This window comes from Desulfovibrio sp. (genome assembly GCF_034006445.1).
GTDB lineage: Bacteria > Desulfobacterota > Desulfovibrionia > Desulfovibrionales > Desulfovibrionaceae > Desulfovibrio.
The window spans coordinates 52239-68399 of sequence record NZ_JAVESS010000006.1; the positions used below are offsets into that span (position 1 = coordinate 52239).

At 58.8% G+C, this 16161-nt stretch carries 13 protein-coding genes; all 13 read right to left on the bottom strand.

Annotated elements, in window-relative coordinates; all coding sequences use genetic code 11:
* Positions 1–9: 9 nt before the first annotated feature.
* The 13 genes from RBR41_RS07845 to RBR41_RS07905 all read right to left on the bottom strand — a co-directional run bounded on the left by RBR41_RS07845 (position 10) and on the right by RBR41_RS07905 (position 16049).
* Positions 10–723, bottom strand: coding sequence for a MotA/TolQ/ExbB proton channel family protein (locus tag RBR41_RS07845; RefSeq protein WP_320352029.1), 714 nt, complete (start codon positions 721–723; stop codon positions 10–12).
* Between the two features lie 11 nt (positions 724–734).
* Positions 735–1283 (bottom strand): flavodoxin family protein, encoded by a 549-nt coding sequence (locus RBR41_RS07850; RefSeq protein ID WP_320352030.1) that lies wholly within the window; start codon positions 1281–1283, stop codon positions 735–737.
* Positions 1283–1819, bottom strand: coding sequence for a heme utilization cystosolic carrier protein HutX (gene hutX / locus RBR41_RS07855; RefSeq protein ID WP_320352031.1), 537 nt, complete (start codon positions 1817–1819; stop codon positions 1283–1285). The genes RBR41_RS07850 and hutX overlap by 1 nt, the downstream gene beginning before the upstream one ends.
* 138 nt (positions 1820–1957) lie before the next feature.
* A complete protein-coding gene (locus tag RBR41_RS07860) occupies positions 1958–3421 on the bottom strand; it encodes an ABC transporter ATP-binding protein (protein ID WP_320352032.1) in 1464 nt (487 codons plus the stop codon).
* Positions 3421–4203: an energy-coupling factor transporter transmembrane component T gene (locus tag RBR41_RS07865; protein WP_320352033.1), complete on the bottom strand. Its 783-nt coding sequence runs from the start codon at positions 4201–4203 to the stop codon at positions 3421–3423. Before RBR41_RS07865 ends, RBR41_RS07860 begins: the two co-directional genes overlap by 1 nt.
* Positions 4181–4726 (bottom strand): MptD family putative ECF transporter S component, encoded by a 546-nt coding sequence (locus RBR41_RS07870; RefSeq protein ID WP_291301506.1) that lies wholly within the window; start codon positions 4724–4726, stop codon positions 4181–4183. Before RBR41_RS07870 ends, RBR41_RS07865 begins: the two co-directional genes overlap by 23 nt.
* A gap of 72 nt (positions 4727–4798) precedes the next feature.
* Positions 4799–6892, bottom strand: a complete 2094-nt coding sequence (locus RBR41_RS07875; RefSeq protein WP_320352034.1) for a TonB-dependent receptor — start codon at positions 6890–6892, stop codon at positions 4799–4801.
* A complete protein-coding gene (gene hutW / locus RBR41_RS07880) occupies positions 6876–8297 on the bottom strand; it encodes a heme anaerobic degradation radical SAM methyltransferase ChuW/HutW (RefSeq protein WP_320352035.1) in 1422 nt (473 codons plus the stop codon). The genes RBR41_RS07875 and hutW overlap by 17 nt, the downstream gene beginning before the upstream one ends.
* A gap of 603 nt (positions 8298–8900) precedes the next feature.
* Positions 8901–10730, bottom strand: a complete 1830-nt coding sequence (locus tag RBR41_RS07885) for an SLC13 family permease (protein ID WP_320352036.1) — start codon at positions 10728–10730, stop codon at positions 8901–8903.
* Between the two features lie 559 nt (positions 10731–11289).
* Positions 11290–12219, bottom strand: a complete 930-nt coding sequence (locus tag RBR41_RS07890) for a bifunctional enoyl-CoA hydratase/phosphate acetyltransferase (protein WP_320352037.1) — start codon at positions 12217–12219, stop codon at positions 11290–11292.
* A gap of 132 nt (positions 12220–12351) precedes the next feature.
* A complete protein-coding gene (buk, locus tag RBR41_RS07895; RefSeq protein ID WP_320352038.1) occupies positions 12352–13431 on the bottom strand; it encodes a butyrate kinase in 1080 nt (359 codons plus the stop codon).
* 689 nt (positions 13432–14120) lie between these two features.
* Positions 14121–14795, bottom strand: a complete 675-nt coding sequence (locus RBR41_RS07900) for a DUF1641 domain-containing protein (RefSeq protein ID WP_320352039.1) — start codon at positions 14793–14795, stop codon at positions 14121–14123.
* A 12-nt stretch (positions 14796–14807) separates the two neighbouring features.
* On the bottom strand, positions 14808–16049 hold the full coding sequence (locus RBR41_RS07905; protein ID WP_320352040.1) for an FAD/NAD(P)-binding oxidoreductase: 1242 nt from the start codon (positions 16047–16049) through the stop codon (positions 14808–14810).
* Between the last annotated feature and the right edge of the window lie 112 nt (positions 16050–16161).

Consider the following 16161-nt stretch of genomic DNA (forward strand, 5'->3'; position numbering starts at 1 on the left):
GGGATCTCCTTATGCGGATTCCGGTTCCGGACTGACTGGGCATGACGCGGGGGTGTTCGCCACAACGCGCTTCACAGCGGGCACGGCCAGCGCGGCAGGCGCACCTGGCACGATGGCGTGGGCCTGCCGGGCCGACCCCTGGCAAAGCTCAAGGGCGCGGTAGCTGTGTTCCACGGCTTCAATGTGAAAACCCTTGAACTTGAGCAGCAGAAAGTAATAGGCGATGAGCATGGGAATGGCCACGCTCAGGCCCATGGCCGTTGTGATGAGCACTTCCCAGATGCCTGCCGCCAGTTGGGCCGGGTCGGGGGTGGCGGTGTCGGCAATGGCCTGAAACACGCGCACCATGCCAAGCACCGTGCCCAGCAGGCCCATCAGGGGGGAGATCATGGCCACAAGGCGCAGCCAGCACAGGCTCTTGGTGGTCTGCTCGAAATTGCGGTGAAACAGATAGGCCACCTCGGCCCTGATATCCTGTGAGTGCCCGCTGTGGGTCTTGACCACATCGCGCACAATGGCGATCAGTGGGTTGTCGCTGTTGTTGTTGCGCAGGCAGCGGCTTTCGCCAGTGTTTTCCAGGTCAAGAAAGCCGTGCTGGAAGTTGCGCCAGACCAGAGCGAGATAAAAATAGGTGCGAAAGGCGATGTACACGCCAGCGCAGCCCACAACCACAAGGGCGCAGCCCGCAGGGCCAATGGTATTGTAAATGGCGGCCAAATTCATGGCTGGTATCCTTATGCGTTATTCAGGGCAAGTTCAGCTTCAGGCTTTGAACCCAGCGCGCGGGCAAAATCCGCGAAGGCTTCACGCGCTTTGCGGCAGTCTTCCGCGTCGGGGTGTTTGGCCGCTTCTTCAAGGCGGGCGCGCCGTTCTTCAGTCATGGGGTGGGCGTTGTTGGCCATTTTCTGCATCATGGCCACCACGGCGGGGTCTACGCGGCCCTGGCAAAGAAACGTCCCAAGCACGGTATTGCCCTGTGCGGGTTCGGTCAGCAATGCCTCGCCCTGCACCTTGCACTGGGCGGCGTGTTCCGAGTCCGGCCACGCGCCCAGCGTGCCGAACAGGGCCACAGTGCTGTTTTTGATGCGCTGCATATACTTTTTGGCCGCGTCGTCGGGCATGCCCTTGTCCACCCAGTAGCCCACGGCCACAAGGTCGTAGCCTTCGGGCTGCGGGGCTTCTTCCACCGGGTGCAGATGGCAGCCGGGCAGGGCTTCGGCCACGGCCTCGGCTATTTTACGGGTATTGCCGGTGCGCGAAGAATAGACCACAAGACTTTTCATTATATGTCCTCCTTGCCGAAAGCGTTGCGCAGGGCGAAAAAGCCGTCGCGGGCTTCGGGAATAAGCGCCTTCTTCTCACGGCCCACATAGATGGCGAACAGGACGGCCCCGGCCGCATCAATGAACTGCACACTGTGGCTTTCGAGCCCCATGAAGGGCAGCGACAGAAAACAGATGTGGGCCGCCTCGTCGCTGCAGATATGCCCGCCCAGGGGAAGGCCGTGTTCAAGGTTGAAGTAGCCGCCGGCGTGCTTGCCGCCGGGGATGCGCCCCTTGATTTCCACAACGCTGCGGGCGTGCCGCATGATGAAGGTCGCGCCGGGCCACTGGGTCAGCCCCTGCCACACGTCGTCAAAGGCCGCAGCGGGGGCAAAGGCCCTCATGTCGGCGGGCAGGGCGCGGGCGGCGGTCAGTTCGCTGACGCCGCAGTGGCGGGCAATGGTGTCAAGCATGACCATTTTCTGTTCGGTCAGCAGTGTTTCCACCTGCTGGCGCAGGCTTTCGGCCCCGGCAGCGTCTGTAGTGCAGGTACTCATCTGAAATTCTCCTTTAGAGCATTTAACACTTGAAATGCTCGCGTACGGCAGGCAAAAGCCCACCTACTCGCATTTTGTGGCAAGGATTTTCAGAAAAATCCTTGCAGAGCATTTAACTCATTTCATTCGTAAACGGCTCTATGCGGCCGTGGTGACGGCTTCCTGTGTGTCGGTGCGTCCCCCTTGTCCACCGGTTGCGCGTAAACTCGGCGGCAGGGGCAGCCGCAGGGCATGGCGGCCCATGCGGGCCAGTAATTCAAGGTCATGCGTTATGAGCAGGATGCAGCGTCCGTCCTGCGTCTGGGCTTCCAGCGCCTGCGCCAGCCGTGACATGTTTTGCCCGTCCAGACCGCTTGTGGGTTCGTCCAGAATGAGCAGGCGCGGTTTTTTGGCCAGAGCGCAGGCAATGACGAGGCGCTGTTTTTCACCGCCGGAAAGGGACTGGGGGTGGCGGCTGGCAAGGGACTCCAGACCAAAGGCCGCCAGCAGTTCCATGGCGGCGTTGCCGCCCTTTTGTCCCGCGAGGTCAAGGCAGGTCTGCACCTCGGCCAGGGCCGTGCGCATATGCAGCTGGTGGTCGGCGTTCTGCAGCACAATGCCTGTGCCCGCAAGGCGTTGGCGCGGGTTCAGGGGCAGCCCGTCCATGGTGATTTCTCCGGCCTGGGGCTGGTTCAGCCCGGCCAGCACGCGGGCCAGCGTTGTCTTGCCCGTGCCGTTGGGGCCGATGAGCGCAGTGATGCCCGAAGGCAGCGCAAAGCGGGCCTTGCAATACAGCGGCTCCTGCCCGGTGTGGGCATAGGTCAAATCGTGCGCCTCTACCGGGTGCTGCCCGGTGTTGGAACAGGAGGGCAGGGTGTGGCGCACATCGGGCACGTTGGCTTCACGCAGGCCGTAGCGTGCGCGCAGTTCCGCATCGTGCAGCAGGGAAAATTCCCCCTGTTCCCGGATGTGCCCGTCCTGCATGACAATGACCCTGTCGGCCACGTCGGCCAGCCAGTACAGGCGGTGGTCCACCACAAGTATGGCCATGCCCTGCGCCTTGAGCTGGCCGAGTTGCAGGGCCAGTTCCACTGTGGATTCCGGGTCCAGATTGGCGGTGGGTTCGTCCAGGATCAGCGCCTGCGGCGTTTGCGTCCACAGGGTGGCGAGCCCCACCTTCTGCTTTTGCCCTTCCGACAGTTCATGAATGGACGCGCCCAGCAGCGGATGCAGGCCGAATTCACGCACCGAGCGCTTCACGGTTTCGTGCATCTGTTCTTCGGGCATGCCCTGCCACTCCAGGGCAAAGGCCAGTTCGTCCTCCACGTTGAGGGCAAAGAACTGCTGTTCCGGGTCCTGAAAAAGCGTGCCCGCCTGCCGCGCGAGGTGGGGCAGATCCTGCTCCAGGGTGGAGACGCCGTTGACCAGCACCCGGCCTTCAAGTGTGCCCGCAAAATGCAGGGGGCACAGGCCGTTGGCCAGCCGAATGAGCGTTGATTTGCCGCAACCGCTGGCCCCGGTGCAGAGCACCACTTCGCCGGGTTTGACGTGCAGCGAGATATGGCTCACCGCCGGACGTTCCTGAAAAGGATAGGTATAGCTGACATCTTCAAAGCGCAGCATCAGCGCATACCTCCCAGGGTGGTTCCGCCCAGCGTGTACTGGCAGGCAATGGCGCCGGTCACCACAAGCAGGGCGGCGGCCAGCAGCAGGCTGTCGCGGCTGGTCCAGGCCCTTTTGCGGTAGGGGGTGAGTTTTTCGCCCATGCCAAGCCCCTTGAGTTCCGCAGCGACGCCCAGGTCTTCAGACGTGCGCAGCGAGCGGAAAAGCAGCGGCGTGAGCAACAGGCGCATGCTGAGCGCGGGATGGCGCGTCATTGTCCACGGGTTCAGCCGGTAACCGCGCATCTTGAGGGATTCCGTCACCTGCTTCACGTCATTGATAAAGGTGGGGATGAACCGGAGGATGACGGCGGCCGGCAGATAGATGCAGAAAGGCAGTTTGAGCCCGCGCAGGGCGTCCAGCAGGTTTTGCACCCGGCTGGAAAGCGCCAGGGGCAGCACCACATGCATCATGGTCAGCATCCGCAGAAAGGGAATGGTCAGGGATATGAAGTTCATGTTGCCCATGAGCCGGGGAGAGAATTTGCCCATAATCCATACACAGCCCATAGCCAGAAAGATCATGACAGTCATAACGGCATAGGCGGCGAGCAGGGCCAGGGGTCTGCGCATGCACAGGGCATAGCACAGCGAGGCTCCTGCCAGCAGCAGTTGTCCTTCAAGGTTGGAGGTGGCCAGGGTTCCCAACGAGGCGAGCACGCTCACCCCGATTTTCGCGCGCACGTCGGCCTCATACAGCCAGCCTTGCGGCAAGGGACGGTTACTGGCGTACGATGCCTGCATGGCGCAGCTCCCTGACGGCTTTTACGCCGGTAAAAAGGCCGATAAGAGCGCCCACGTAGCCCAGCCCCACAATGGGTACGGCTGCCACGAGCATGGCGGGGTTTTCACGCATGACCAGCCATGAAACGCCCAGGGAACAGATGCGGAACAGCAGGTCAAACACGGCCACAGCCACCAGAGGCCCCCAGGGCCGCGATAGCCCGCCCGTCAGGGCCGCCGCCGTTTCTGCAATCAGGGCCGCCAGCAGCATGGCCGGAAGCAGCGTGAGGCTTGCGCCAAGCAGAAGGGCGCTCACCAGCATGTTGATAAGCACGAAAAGCAGCAGGGTGCCGGGTTTGCGCACCTTGTAGAGCATGACTATCAAGAGGGTGGTGAAGACGAGGTTTTTCAGCAGAAGAGACACGGGGTTCATGCCTCCTCCGGCCAGAGCCACCAAGAGGGTGGAAATTTTGGCGGCTGCCGAAAATACCCCGATGACCACCAGCTCATGGGCATTCCAGTAGCGGTTGACCGTGGACTTCATGATGTAGCTCCTGGCCCGTCTCTTATACTAATTGAATATGAAATTCAATGTCAAAAGAGACGGGCCTGATAATTAAAACTCTACGCTGACCTTGATGTTGGCATGCACCCCGGGTTCGTAGATGGCGTTGCCCGTATCAATGGCATATTTTTCATTAAAAATGTTGAGCACTTCGCCGACAACGGAGTACTGTTTTTCAGAGCCGAACTTTACGCCGAGCATGGCGTTGGCCGTGGTCCATGCTTCATTGGAATATACGGTGCGAGTAACCGTGCCGCTTTCCTGTTCGGTTTTGCTGGCAAAGCGGATGTAGGCATCGCCAATGATGTCGAGGCTGTCATTGACGGGGTAGAGCGCGCGCACACCGGTACGTCCTGTCCATTCGGGCGTGCCGGTTTTCCAGGTCTTGTACTTGTCGTTGTTGAACTCGCGCTTCATCCAGGTAACATCGATGTAGGGAGTAAAACCGAAAGGCAGGTCGTAGCCCGCGCTGAACTCCACGCCGTGGGTCTTGGCCTTGCTGACGTTCTGGTAATGGTACAGGTTGGTTCCGATCTGCATTGAGGAAATGTAATCGTCAGCCACAGTATAGAAGCCTGTGACGTCAAGGTTGAGGCCGTGCGCATAGTAGCGCGCGCCCAGTTCCCATGTGTTGGACCTTTCAGGCTTGAGGTCCTGGTTAGGATACACCGTGCCGCCGCCCATGCTGGAGAGGACGTATTTTTCCTGCAGGTTGGGCACGCGGAATCCCTGCGAAAAGCCCGCGCGCAGGGTCAGGTCCTGAATGCCCTGCCACATGAGTGAGACGTTGAACACCGGCTGCGACTCCCATGTGTCGCCGGGGGAACCAGCATTGATAGAGCTGATGGTGGCATTGGGGGACATGGAGGTCTTTTTGCGTTGCCAGCCCTCGGCCGTGCCCATGTGAGAACTCACCCAGGTCTGACGCACGCCGTAGGACAGCGTGAAGTCCCAGGGCAGTTTGCTTTCCATCAGCGCGTACAGGGCGTGGGTGTCCATATAGCCCTTGTACTTGTAGTGGCTGTTGGTCAGGGTTTTCATCATGGGGCTCATGTTCATGGTCATGTCTGTGTCGGTTTTGGCGTCCAGACCGTCCTTGTTGAACTCATAGCCCGTGATAAGGTAGTTGTTCGCGCCAATGGCCCAGTCGGACTGGAGGCTTGCGCCCCACTGTTCGTTCTTGTTGTTGGCGTAGTTGTCCATAAGAACGGATACGGCTCCGCTTGCCGACTCAACATGGTTGAGCATTTTTTTCCGGTTGTGCTGCCAGAAGGCATCCATGCGCAGGCGCGGCAGAAAGGATGCTATGTCCTTGATTTCGGCGAATACGGCGGCCTTTTTGCGCTCCCAGGGAGACATGTCCACGAAAAAGTTGGGCGTGCTTGTGTCGCCGGCGAGAATTTCGCTGTAAAACTGCTCGTACAGGCCGCCCACTGTGAGGTGGGGGGTGAAGTCATAGCTCAGAAATGCCGACCCGGACTGCTGCTTGAACTTGGAGTGCTGGGCCTCGCCGTCGGGGGTGGACAGGTTGTGCTGATAGGTGTTGGTTCCTGTGGCCCTGTACTTCAGGCCTTCATAGCCGCCAAAGAGCGAGAGGCTTTCATCGAAGCCGCGCGTGGAACCGTTGTAGCTTGTGGTGATCTGCCCCTGAATGGGTTTGGTGCCGCCCTTCTTGGTGATGATGTTGATGACGCCGCCCATGGCTTCGGAGCCGTACAGCACCGAGGCGGGTCCCTTGATGACTTCAATTCTTTCAATCATGGCGGGGTCCACAAGCAGAGCCGAACCGTCCATGGACTTGTTTTCAGCGATCTTCTGGCCGTCGATGAGGATGAGCACGCGGTTGGGGCTCTCGCCGCGTATGGAGATGCGCTTCAAGCCCTGCGCCCCGGAATTGAGAACCTGCACGCCGGGAACATCCTGCAAAATGCCGCCCACCGTGGCTGCGGGGGAAAGCTTGATTTGCTCTTCAGTCACCACGCTTACGGCCATGGGCACGTCCAGCAGCTCTTTTTCAACGCGCGATGCGGATACCTTGACGGTATCGGTCTGAAGAGGTTCGGCATGGGCAGGGACGCTCCAGAACAGTACCCCTGCCAGACCCAGGGGTAGAGCATGCCTGCGCAGATTACGCAGCAAGATCATCGTTTTCCTCCAATACGAGTTTGAGATAATTGAGCAACAGCTGAGAAAGGTTCACCTGCCAGAACTGCCCGGCCAGAGTCAGCGTGACGCGCCCCTGATCCTGCATGACCAGACCCGCGCGCTGCCACTGGGCCAGCAGGGGATACCAGATCGCATCCAGGGGCAGGCCAAAGCGGCCTTCAAGGGCGGACAGGTTCAGACAGCCCTGCTCCATATCTTCGGCGACGGCTCTGAAGAGGAAGTAGTGGGTTGGCGGCGTTTGCAGCATGCTCAAGGGTTTGCGGCCTTCGGCCACCTGCTGCAACCAGGATGCGTAGTCCGGGGTGTTGATGTAGAAGTTGCCGGCAAAGTTGCCGCCGCCGCCAGGGCCAAAGGCCAGGCAGTTGGCGGAGCCTTTGACATAGAGATTATACAGGTTGCGTTCTCTGGAGGTGCGCGCCCAGTGGCTGATGGAAAGGCGGCGGTAACGGGCCGTTGTCATGGCTTCAACCGAGGCGGCAAACATGGCCGACTGTTCAGGGATGGCCGCAGCGGGAGGAATGCTGCCATCCTTGATGGCCTTGCCCAGGGGGGTCTGGCCGTACACATTGAGCTGGTAGCAGTCGGCCCCGTCAAGATTGAGCGACTGGGCCATGGCTATGTCTTCAAGCCAGTGCTGCATGGTCTGCCGGGGGAAACCGTAAATAAGGTCAACAATAACGGCAGACTGGTCGTAGCTCATGAGCTGTTCAAGCCCACGGGCCATGTCTTCTCCTGTGCCAATGCGGCCCATGGAGCGCCGGATGCTGGTGTTGAAACTCTGCACGCCCAGCGAAAAACGGTTGGCCCCGCCAGCAAAGCAGGCCTCCATCTTGCGGGCGTCAAAGTTGGTCAACCGGCCCTCAACGGTCACTTCGCAGTCGTTGGCCAGGGGCAGGGTCTCACGCGCGGCCTTGAGTATCCGTTCCAGGTCGTCGGCCTCCAGGGCCGTGGGCGTGCCGCCGCCAAGGTAGAGGGCGTGCACCGGGGTGCTCTGCACAGCCGGGCTGTCGCGCCACAAGGACAGTTCGGCCAGCAGGGCGTCGGCATAGTACCGGCTTTCGTCAGTTCTGTAGGGTTTGTTGTAAAAACCGCAGTAAAGGCAGTGGGTCTGGCAAAAGGGCACATGAATGTAGGCCACGGTTTTTCCGGCCAGGGGTTTTTGCAACAGGCCGTCAAGCGCCGACTGCATTGCTTCGTCAGACATGTTGTTGCCGCCCAGGCCAGGATGAATGGCGATTTTGCCCTCAAAAGCGTGGGAGAGCGAAGATACCCCCTCTTTGGCGAAGTATTTTTCAGGGTCCGGACGCGTGATCGAATTCAGAGCAGAGGACTTGGTAATGTCGGTTTGCGTGGCATTGGATGAGCCGTGCGTATGGAGGTGCATGATTTTTCCTTTGCGGGTTCGGCTGCCCACTAAGTTAGTCTTGTCTAATTTGTTTAGGTGAGTCTACAAAAATGAAATCGAATGTCAATTGCTTTTTGATGAAAAAGCGTGCAAAAATTTTTTGTGATTGTATTCAGATAGATAGGACTAATAGCGTTCAATGAAAATGTATTTGCTGTGACAGGTCATTTTTGTCTGACGATCTGATGCCTTAAACCATGGCGCGTCTGACGGGATCGGGCAAAGCCTGAATCCTCCGGGCATTGGGCCGATGGCCGCAACGCAAAAGACCTCCTGTTGCCAGGAGGTCTTTTGCGTTGCAAGCGGGATGTCGTGTTACAGTAAGCAGCGCCCGGAGCTTGCCGCAGGTTGAGGGCAGGGACACGTTGCGATGGTGTGTTGCCGGGAAGTTTCGCTCTCTGGAACCCCGGCTTCAGAGCAGGAAAATATCTTATAACATACTATAATAAGAGTTTTAGGGGGTGGGGGCGTGGGGGAGGAGACCCTTTTGCAAAAGGGTCCCTCCCCCACAAAGCATTCCCCCACAAAGCATTCCAAGTCGCCATCGCCTTACAAGGCGGTGTCACTTCGGGCAGACGTGAATCAACGCAAATAGAAGAACCAGCACAGCGCCAGCGTCGCCAGCAGGGAGAGGCCAAGCAGGGGGGTGCCGACCTTGGCGTAGTCCTTGGCCACGTATCCGCCGGGGTCACGCACAAGCAGATGCACAGCCGACCCCAGCGGGGACACAAAGACGGCGGAACTGGCAATGGCCACGGTCATGGCGCAGGCCTGCGGGCTGATGCCAAGTTTCAGGCCGATATCAACGGCCATGGGGGCCACAAGCACGGCGACCGCAGTGCCGGAAAGAAAGAAACCCAGTATGGCCGTGAGAAGAAACAGGCTGGCCAGAACCATAAAAGGCCCGCTGTCGGAAAGAATGCCGATAAAACCGTCCGAAGCCAGCGACAGCAGCCCTGTTTTCTGCAAGGCCAGGACAAGGGGCAGAATGCCCGCAAGCATCACTACGGTCTGCCAGTCCACCACTTCATAGATGGAGTTCATGGGTGCGCAGTGCGCGAGCACCAGGGCGGCCGTGGCGGCAAGGATGGCGGTTACGGGCGGCAGCAGGCCGGAGGCCATGACAGCCACCATAAGGCCCAGAATGGCCAGGGTGATTTTTTCCTTTTGCGGCGCGGGAACAACCTCTTTGTAGTCCTGCGGCAGGGTGAGCAAGAGGTACTGACTCTTGTTGCGCTCCATGCGCAGGATGTCCGCCCATGCACCGCAGACCAGCAGCACGTCGCCAAATTTCAGCGGAATGTCCGCCAGTTCTTCCGTCTGGGTTTTACCCTTGCGGCGGATGCCCAGCACCATGCTTTGAAAGGTCGTCTGAAAAAGGGTTTCTTTGAGCGACTTGCCGATAAGTGAAGATTCGGGGTTGAGCATCACTTCCGCAAGGCCCACCACCTGAAAGAAGCTTTTTCGCCGGGAGGCGGAGGCGGAAACCCGTTCCAGCGAAAACTCCTCGATAAACGCCTGTGACTGCGCGTCGGTGCCGATGAGCATGAGCAGGTCGCCCGCCTGCAATACCATTTCGGGCTTTGCGGCGGTGATGATCCGTTTGCGTCCGTGCCCGGCGCTTTCCACCGCCAGCAGGGTTATGCCGAAGCGCGCGCTGAGCTGCATGCGCGCGACGCTGCGGTCAACAAGGTCGGAACCTTCGGGAATGAGCAAGAAAGACAGGCTTTTGTTGATTTCATGGTGGCGCAGCAAGTCGTCAATGGAAAGGCCCTTTTTTTGCTCCGCCGGCGCGACCTTGGGGGCCAGCATGTTCTGGCCGAACAGCATCATGAAGCCAGTGGCCAGTGCCAGAATCACTACGCCAAAAGGCGTGAAGCTGAAGAATCCCAGCGTCTCCGCGCCGCGCTCGCGCAGAATGCCGTTGACGATGATGTTGGGGGTGGTGGCTACCAGGGTCATCATGCCGCTGATAAGGGAGGCGAAAGCCAGGGGCATGAGCAGGCGTTTGGGATTGATGCGGGTTTTTTCCGCCACGGCAAGGGTAATGGGAATAAAGATGGCGGCCGTGGCCGTGGAACTCATGAATGCGCCCACCGAGGCCGACGCGCCCATAATCATGGCCAGCAGGCGTTTTTCGTTTCTGCCGCCGCGCCGGATGATGAAATCGCCCACGCGTTGCGCTACGCCGGTGTGCAGTATGGCTTTGCCAACGATAAACATGCAGCTGATGATGAGAACCGTGGGGTTGGAAAATCCTGAAAGCGATTCCTGCACCGTGAGTATGCCGCTGAATGTCAGCGCAAGAACTATTAGGATGCCGATCACGTCATTGCGTATAACTTCCGTGACAAGCAGAATGACGGCCCCCGCAAGGATTGCGAGGGTGGCGGCCATGTCAAAGGTAAGCATGAAAAACTCCGGAGCCTATAAAAGTATGCAGGGACTGCCAGGCTGTGCCCGGCGTGCCTGAAGTGGTTGCGATATGCCGTTCTGGCGTAAGGGGATGGTTTGTCTTTCCGGGTGCCGTGACGCCGTGATGCCTGATGCCGGACGCCGGACTTCAGCTACTGTGATGCCGGACGCCGTGACGCCGGAATCAGTCTTGTAACCTTTCCCCAAAAAGCCGCCAAACACAAGCCGGGGGGCTGGTTGGCGCAATAGCCCGGATGTTTTGCCGGTATTTGGGCATCGGGCGTGGTCGGCCAAATGCTCAGGCGCGGAGTCAGACAGGCTTTGCGGGGGGTGCGATGCCGGGTGCGCTGTATCTGGAATTCCCGCTTCAGATCAGGAAACCCGCTGTACTATTATGCAGACGTAAAACAAGAGTTTTAGGGGGTGGGGGTGTGGGGGAGGAGACCCTTTTGCAAAAGGGTCCCTCCCCCACAAAACATTCCCCACAAAGCCCCCGCCCACAAAACATTCCCCACAAAGCCCCCGCCCACAAAGCATGCGCCACAACGGGCCTCATTTACTCAAGATTTTTGATTTTTCTGGCGCTGAAGGCGGCGGAGATGACGATGGAGAGATATTTTTCTTCCATTGATGAAGAGCGTGACGTGAGCACGATGGGCACGGAAGCGCCCACAACCACGCCAGCCATTCTGCCTCCGGCCATTTCGAGCAGTATTTTGGCGATGCAGTTGCCGCAACACAGGTCGGGCACAAGCAGAATATCCGCTTCGCCCGCCACTTCGCTGACAAAATCCTTTTGGCGGGCCTTTTCTTTGGAAAGGGCGATGTCAACGGCAATGGGGCCTTCCACCACGCAACCCCTGATCTCGCCGTTGCGGTTCATTTCTTTGAGGGCCGCCGCGTCCACGGTTTCCTTCATCTTGGGATTAACCTTTTCAATACCCGCGAGAACGGCCACCTTGGGCTTGTTATAGCCCATGGTCAGCAGCATATTGACCGCGTGATCCATGATGGTTTTTTTCTGCTCCAGGGTGGGGTAGACGACCATGCCGCCGTCCGTGATGGCGATCATTTTGTGGTAGCTGGGCACCTCGATGTAACTGATGTGGCTGATCAGCCTGCCGCGCGTGAGGCCGTGATCCTTGCTGACAACAGCCTTGAGCAGGGCGCTGCTTTCAATATGCCCCTTCATGAGGTAGTCGGCCTTGCCCTCGCGTATGAGCGAAACGGCCAGTGCGGCGGCTTTGTCGTTGTCAGGTTCGTGGTGCACGGGAACCTGGGTCAGATCCATGCCCGCGGCTTCGGCCAGGGGTTCGATTTTTGCTCTGTCGCCCACAAGAATGGGGGCCACTGTCGCGTGCGCGGCGGCTTTCTGGGCGGCTTCAAGGGCGCGGGCGTCGTCCGCGCAGGCAATGACCAGCCGTTCCGGGTGCGGAAACTCGGAAACGTTCGCTATGACTTCATCCCAGTTTTTATAATACTCCATACCATATACTCCTGCGATGGCTTGTATTGCCGTGAAAATGGAGCGTCAGCACCCTGGCGGTGTGTTGCAAACTGCAAACAGCGGGCGCGGAATGACAAATTGAAATGTGAAGCACTTCGAGGGGGTTCTGATCTATGTCGCGGCTGCCTCTTGAGGAAAGAGTTTTGCATTTTCCGTCCTGTGCAGAACGCGCAGCGCACCTGCGGCCAGGGCCGCCATTTCATTTTCGCCAGGCATGCAGACCACGGGGGCTATATGTCTGACGCGCTTTGTCACCTGCTCCACAATCATTTGGGAGTGGGCCAGGCCGCCCGTCAGAATGATGGCCTCGGCAGCGCCGCACACCACTGTGGAAAGGCCAGCCAGCGCCTTGGCGATGTTGAGGATCATCGCCTCATAGACCAGGGTCGTCTGGGCGTCGCCCTCCGCCATGCGCTGTTCGATTTCTCTGGCATTGGTGGTGCCGCAATGGGCGAACAGGCCCGATTGCCCCCGGAACTGACGCATGAACGCCTTGGCGTCCCGCCCGGATTCAAGAACGTAGGTCATGAGCGCAAAGGCAGGCACACCGCCGATGCGCTCCGGTGAAAACGGCCCTTCGTCATCGGAGACGATATCGACGATCCTGCCGTGGTCGTGCAGGGTGAAGGAAAACCCGCCGCCCAGATGCCCCACGATCAGGGTCAGGTCGGCATAGTTTTTACCCCGCTCTTCGGCGTACTTGATGGCGCAGGCGCGCATGTTGAGGTTGTGCGCCATGCAGCGCCGCTGTATGGCCGGAAGCCCGGTGACGCGCGCCACGGGAATCATTTCGTCCACGGTCACGGGATCATAGATATACGCCTTTATGCCCACCATGTCCGCTATGCCCTTGGCCAGAAAGGCCCCAAGGTTCGAGGCGTGTTCCCCTCTGGGGGCGCGGCGCAGATAGTCCAGCATGTTATCGTCAACCAGGTAGGCCCCGGCTTCGAGGGGCGGCAAAAGCCCACCCCGGCCCACCACCACATCCAGGCTGGCGAGGGGCGTATGGCGCTTTTCAAGCGCGGCCAGTATGGGCCCCAGCCGGAACAGATACTGGTCGGTGATGGCGTGGTAGCGGGCCTGATCTTCACGGGAATGCGCGATGTTTTCCGTAAATACTGGCGAAGCGTCATCGTATACCGCGATCTTGGTGCTTGTGGAGCCGGGGTTGATGGCGAGTATCAGCGGCATAAAATCCCCCGATGTCTTATAGGGCATATCCGTGAGGCCGGGCCTGCGCCAGGTAGGTCTGCCCAAACCCGCAGCGCAGACTTACGGGTTCGTTATGGGGCTCTGACTGAGACACGTTGCTTGATACGGGCGCTATAGTCAACAGCCAGCACTTTGCGTACTGCGCTGGCATGCCCGGCAAGGGGACGGCCGCGCGGGCCTGGCTGTGTGGAGCGCCAGGGCAGATTTGTCGGCGGCATGCCCACAGGCAGCGGCGCGCCCGCAGACCACGGCATAATCGTGACAGGGGAAAAATCGCAGGCAGGGGCATAATCGCAGGCAGTGGCGCGTCAGCAGGCAGCAGCATGATGCAGGCAGGCTGATGGAAAAAGGCGGGCCGCGTGAATGGCCCCGTGCCGTGGCGGAATCGGAAGATTCCCGGCATGCGGCTCAGACCTGCGGCCCGCCCTGTCATACAAATAGCGCTATTTAGAGCATTTTAACTTTGAAAAAGTGTAAATGCTCTAACGCTGCACAACAGTGCAGCGCGCCACAACGTGGCGTGGATTCAGCCGAGCTTTGGCCGTTGCGACGAAGGAAGCTACGGACAAAGACAGCAATTGGTTAATAGAACGCGCAGCCTGCTGAGGGCCGTCGCAAATCGCATTTTTCGGCTGAATGAAAACTTTGAAATGCTTCACATTTCAAAGTTAATCTGCTCTAGACGAATTCCCTTCTGCAGAGAATTTGCCTGTGGCTTTCAGCACTTCCACCACCAGGCCCAGAGCCTGCCTGCCTTCGGGGCTGCGCAGCGCGCCCAGCAGGGACAGTACGCCAGCGGGCTTCGCGTTTGACGTGTCGATGGCGCTCATCAGGTCGAGCATGGCCGTGATCTTGCTTTGCAGTTCTGGCTCGGCAAGGCGCTGCATCAGGCTGGTCACAAAGGCGAGGCCTTCGCCCGTTTTGGCGATGTCCTCGGGGGTCATGCCGTCCAGCAGATTGCCGCCGGCATCCTTGAGGGCTGCGGCCTTTTTGAACACGCCCTTCTGTTCCCACTGGCCCATCTTTTCAACGATGTGCGGGAAGGTCTGCCCCACAGCGGGATGCAGCACGTGCCACAGGTCAGTGGCGTTTTCAATCTGGTCGAGAAGCCAGGTAAGCCTGGGGACAGTCAGCAGGCCCTTTCTGGCCAGGTCAAGGATGTCGTCAAGCGTAACCCGGCCATTGAGAACTTCCATCTCTTCAACCATGAGGCGGAAGGCGTGGTTGCCGATGGGCGTCAACTGCTCCATCAGCAGGCTGCTGTTTTCCTTGCCCGCCTGAAGGTCGGCAAGCCGATCTTCAATGGCGTTCAGCCGTTCGAGAATTTTATCTTCAGGTGTCATATACCCTCCAACCTACTTGTTGCGCAGCAAGGAGGTGTCTTTCCCTGCAAGGTACATGTTGGGCTCAAACGGCAGTTCGTGGCCTTTCAGCATGAGATTGTAATACACCCACTTGAACATGAGCTTGCCCCAGTAGTTGATGTGGCTTTCGCCCAGCAGTTCAAAGGGGCCGACGCCGGGCAGGGGGAACATGCCGGGCAGGGGTTCCACGGCGTAACTGAAGTCGATGAGCGAGGCCTTTTCAAAACCCGTGACGATAAAGCAGTTGGTGTGGCCGTCAAAGCGGTAGTAGTTGTCGGTTCCCTCAATGTCGGACATCAGGTTCTGGGCGATGACGTCCACTTCAAAGTGGGCCACAGAACCGGCCTTGGAGGCGGGCACGTTGGTGGCGTCGCCGACTATGTACATATTGTCGAACTTTTTGGCGCGCAGCAGTTCCTTGTCGGTATCGACATAGCCGGTCACGTCGGCCACTTCGGAATCAATGAGGAATTCCTGGCCCAGGTTCGGGGGAATGCTCACCAGCAGGTCGTAGGGGATTTCATCGCCGGTCACGGACGCGATGACAGAGCGGTCGGCCTCAACGCTGTCCACGGTCCAGTTGGTCGTGACCTTGATGCCCTTCTGTTCGCACAGCGCGCCAAGGATGTTGTTGGCCACGGGCTTGGTGAACGCGCCGGTCAGCGGGGTGACAAGCTCGATCTCCACATTCTGGCGCACGCCCATTTTTTGCAGGTACCAGTCTGCCATGTACACGAATTCCAGAGGCGCCACAGGGCACTTGATGGGCGTTTCGCAGATGTGCAGGACGAGCCTGCCCTTCTTGAAGCGCTTCAGCTTTTCGTACAGGGCGGCCGCGCCGTCGGGAGTGTAGAAGTTGTGGATTTTGCCGCCCCAGTCGTCCAGCAGGCCGGGCACTTCATCGGGAGCGATTCTTGCGCCAGTGCCAATGATTATCCAGTCATAGGTGTAGGTGCCGTTCTGACATTCTACCTTGCGGGATATAGGATCAACTGCGTTAATAGTGTCAATGACAAAATTAACGCCGCGACTGATAAAGTCTTTCTTGGGGCGCACACAACCCTGCGGCGTGTCGACTCCAAAAGGAACCAGCAGCCAGCCGGGCTGATAGTGGTGGATGGGATCGCGGTCGATGAGGGTTATTTCCCATTCTCTTTCGCTCAATAACTTTCTCATCTTTGTGGCAATCATGGTTCCACCAGCGCCAGCACCAAGAATAAGCAATTTTTTCATACAATTAACCCCAAATTGAAAGTAAAGTATTTCGCCCTGAAACGGTTCGCTTACTACGTGCAACCTCGGCAGTTGCAGGCCCATATCATAGTAAGAAGGTATTTTTTAACTC

Excerpts from the sequence above, each read along its gene's own strand:
- RBR41_RS07845 (WP_320352029.1), bottom strand. The coding sequence starts at position 723 with ATGAATTTGGCCGCCATTTACAATACCATTGGCCCTGCGGGCTGCGCC.
- RBR41_RS07850 (WP_320352030.1), bottom strand. The coding sequence starts at position 1,283 with ATGAAAAGTCTTGTGGTCTATTCTTCGCGCACCGGCAATACCCGTAAA.
- hutX (WP_320352031.1), bottom strand. The coding sequence starts at position 1,819 with ATGAGTACCTGCACTACAGACGCTGCCGGGGCCGAAAGCCTGCGCCAG.
- RBR41_RS07860 (WP_320352032.1), bottom strand. The coding sequence starts at position 3,421 with ATGCTGCGCTTTGAAGATGTCAGCTATACCTATCCTTTTCAGGAACGT.
- RBR41_RS07865 (WP_320352033.1), bottom strand. The coding sequence starts at position 4,203 with ATGCAGGCATCGTACGCCAGTAACCGTCCCTTGCCGCAAGGCTGGCTG.
- RBR41_RS07870 (WP_291301506.1), bottom strand. The coding sequence starts at position 4,726 with ATGAAGTCCACGGTCAACCGCTACTGGAATGCCCATGAGCTGGTGGTC.
- RBR41_RS07875 (WP_320352034.1), bottom strand. The coding sequence starts at position 6,892 with ATGATCTTGCTGCGTAATCTGCGCAGGCATGCTCTACCCCTGGGTCTG.
- hutW (WP_320352035.1), bottom strand. The coding sequence starts at position 8,297 with ATGCACCTCCATACGCACGGCTCATCCAATGCCACGCAAACCGACATT.
- RBR41_RS07885 (WP_320352036.1), bottom strand. The coding sequence starts at position 10,730 with ATGCTTACCTTTGACATGGCCGCCACCCTCGCAATCCTTGCGGGGGCC.
- RBR41_RS07890 (WP_320352037.1), bottom strand. The coding sequence starts at position 12,219 with ATGGAGTATTATAAAAACTGGGATGAAGTCATAGCGAACGTTTCCGAG.
- buk (WP_320352038.1), bottom strand. The coding sequence starts at position 13,431 with ATGCCGCTGATACTCGCCATCAACCCCGGCTCCACAAGCACCAAGATC.
- RBR41_RS07900 (WP_320352039.1), bottom strand. The coding sequence starts at position 14,795 with ATGACACCTGAAGATAAAATTCTCGAACGGCTGAACGCCATTGAAGAT.
- RBR41_RS07905 (WP_320352040.1), bottom strand. The coding sequence starts at position 16,049 with ATGAAAAAATTGCTTATTCTTGGTGCTGGCGCTGGTGGAACCATGATT.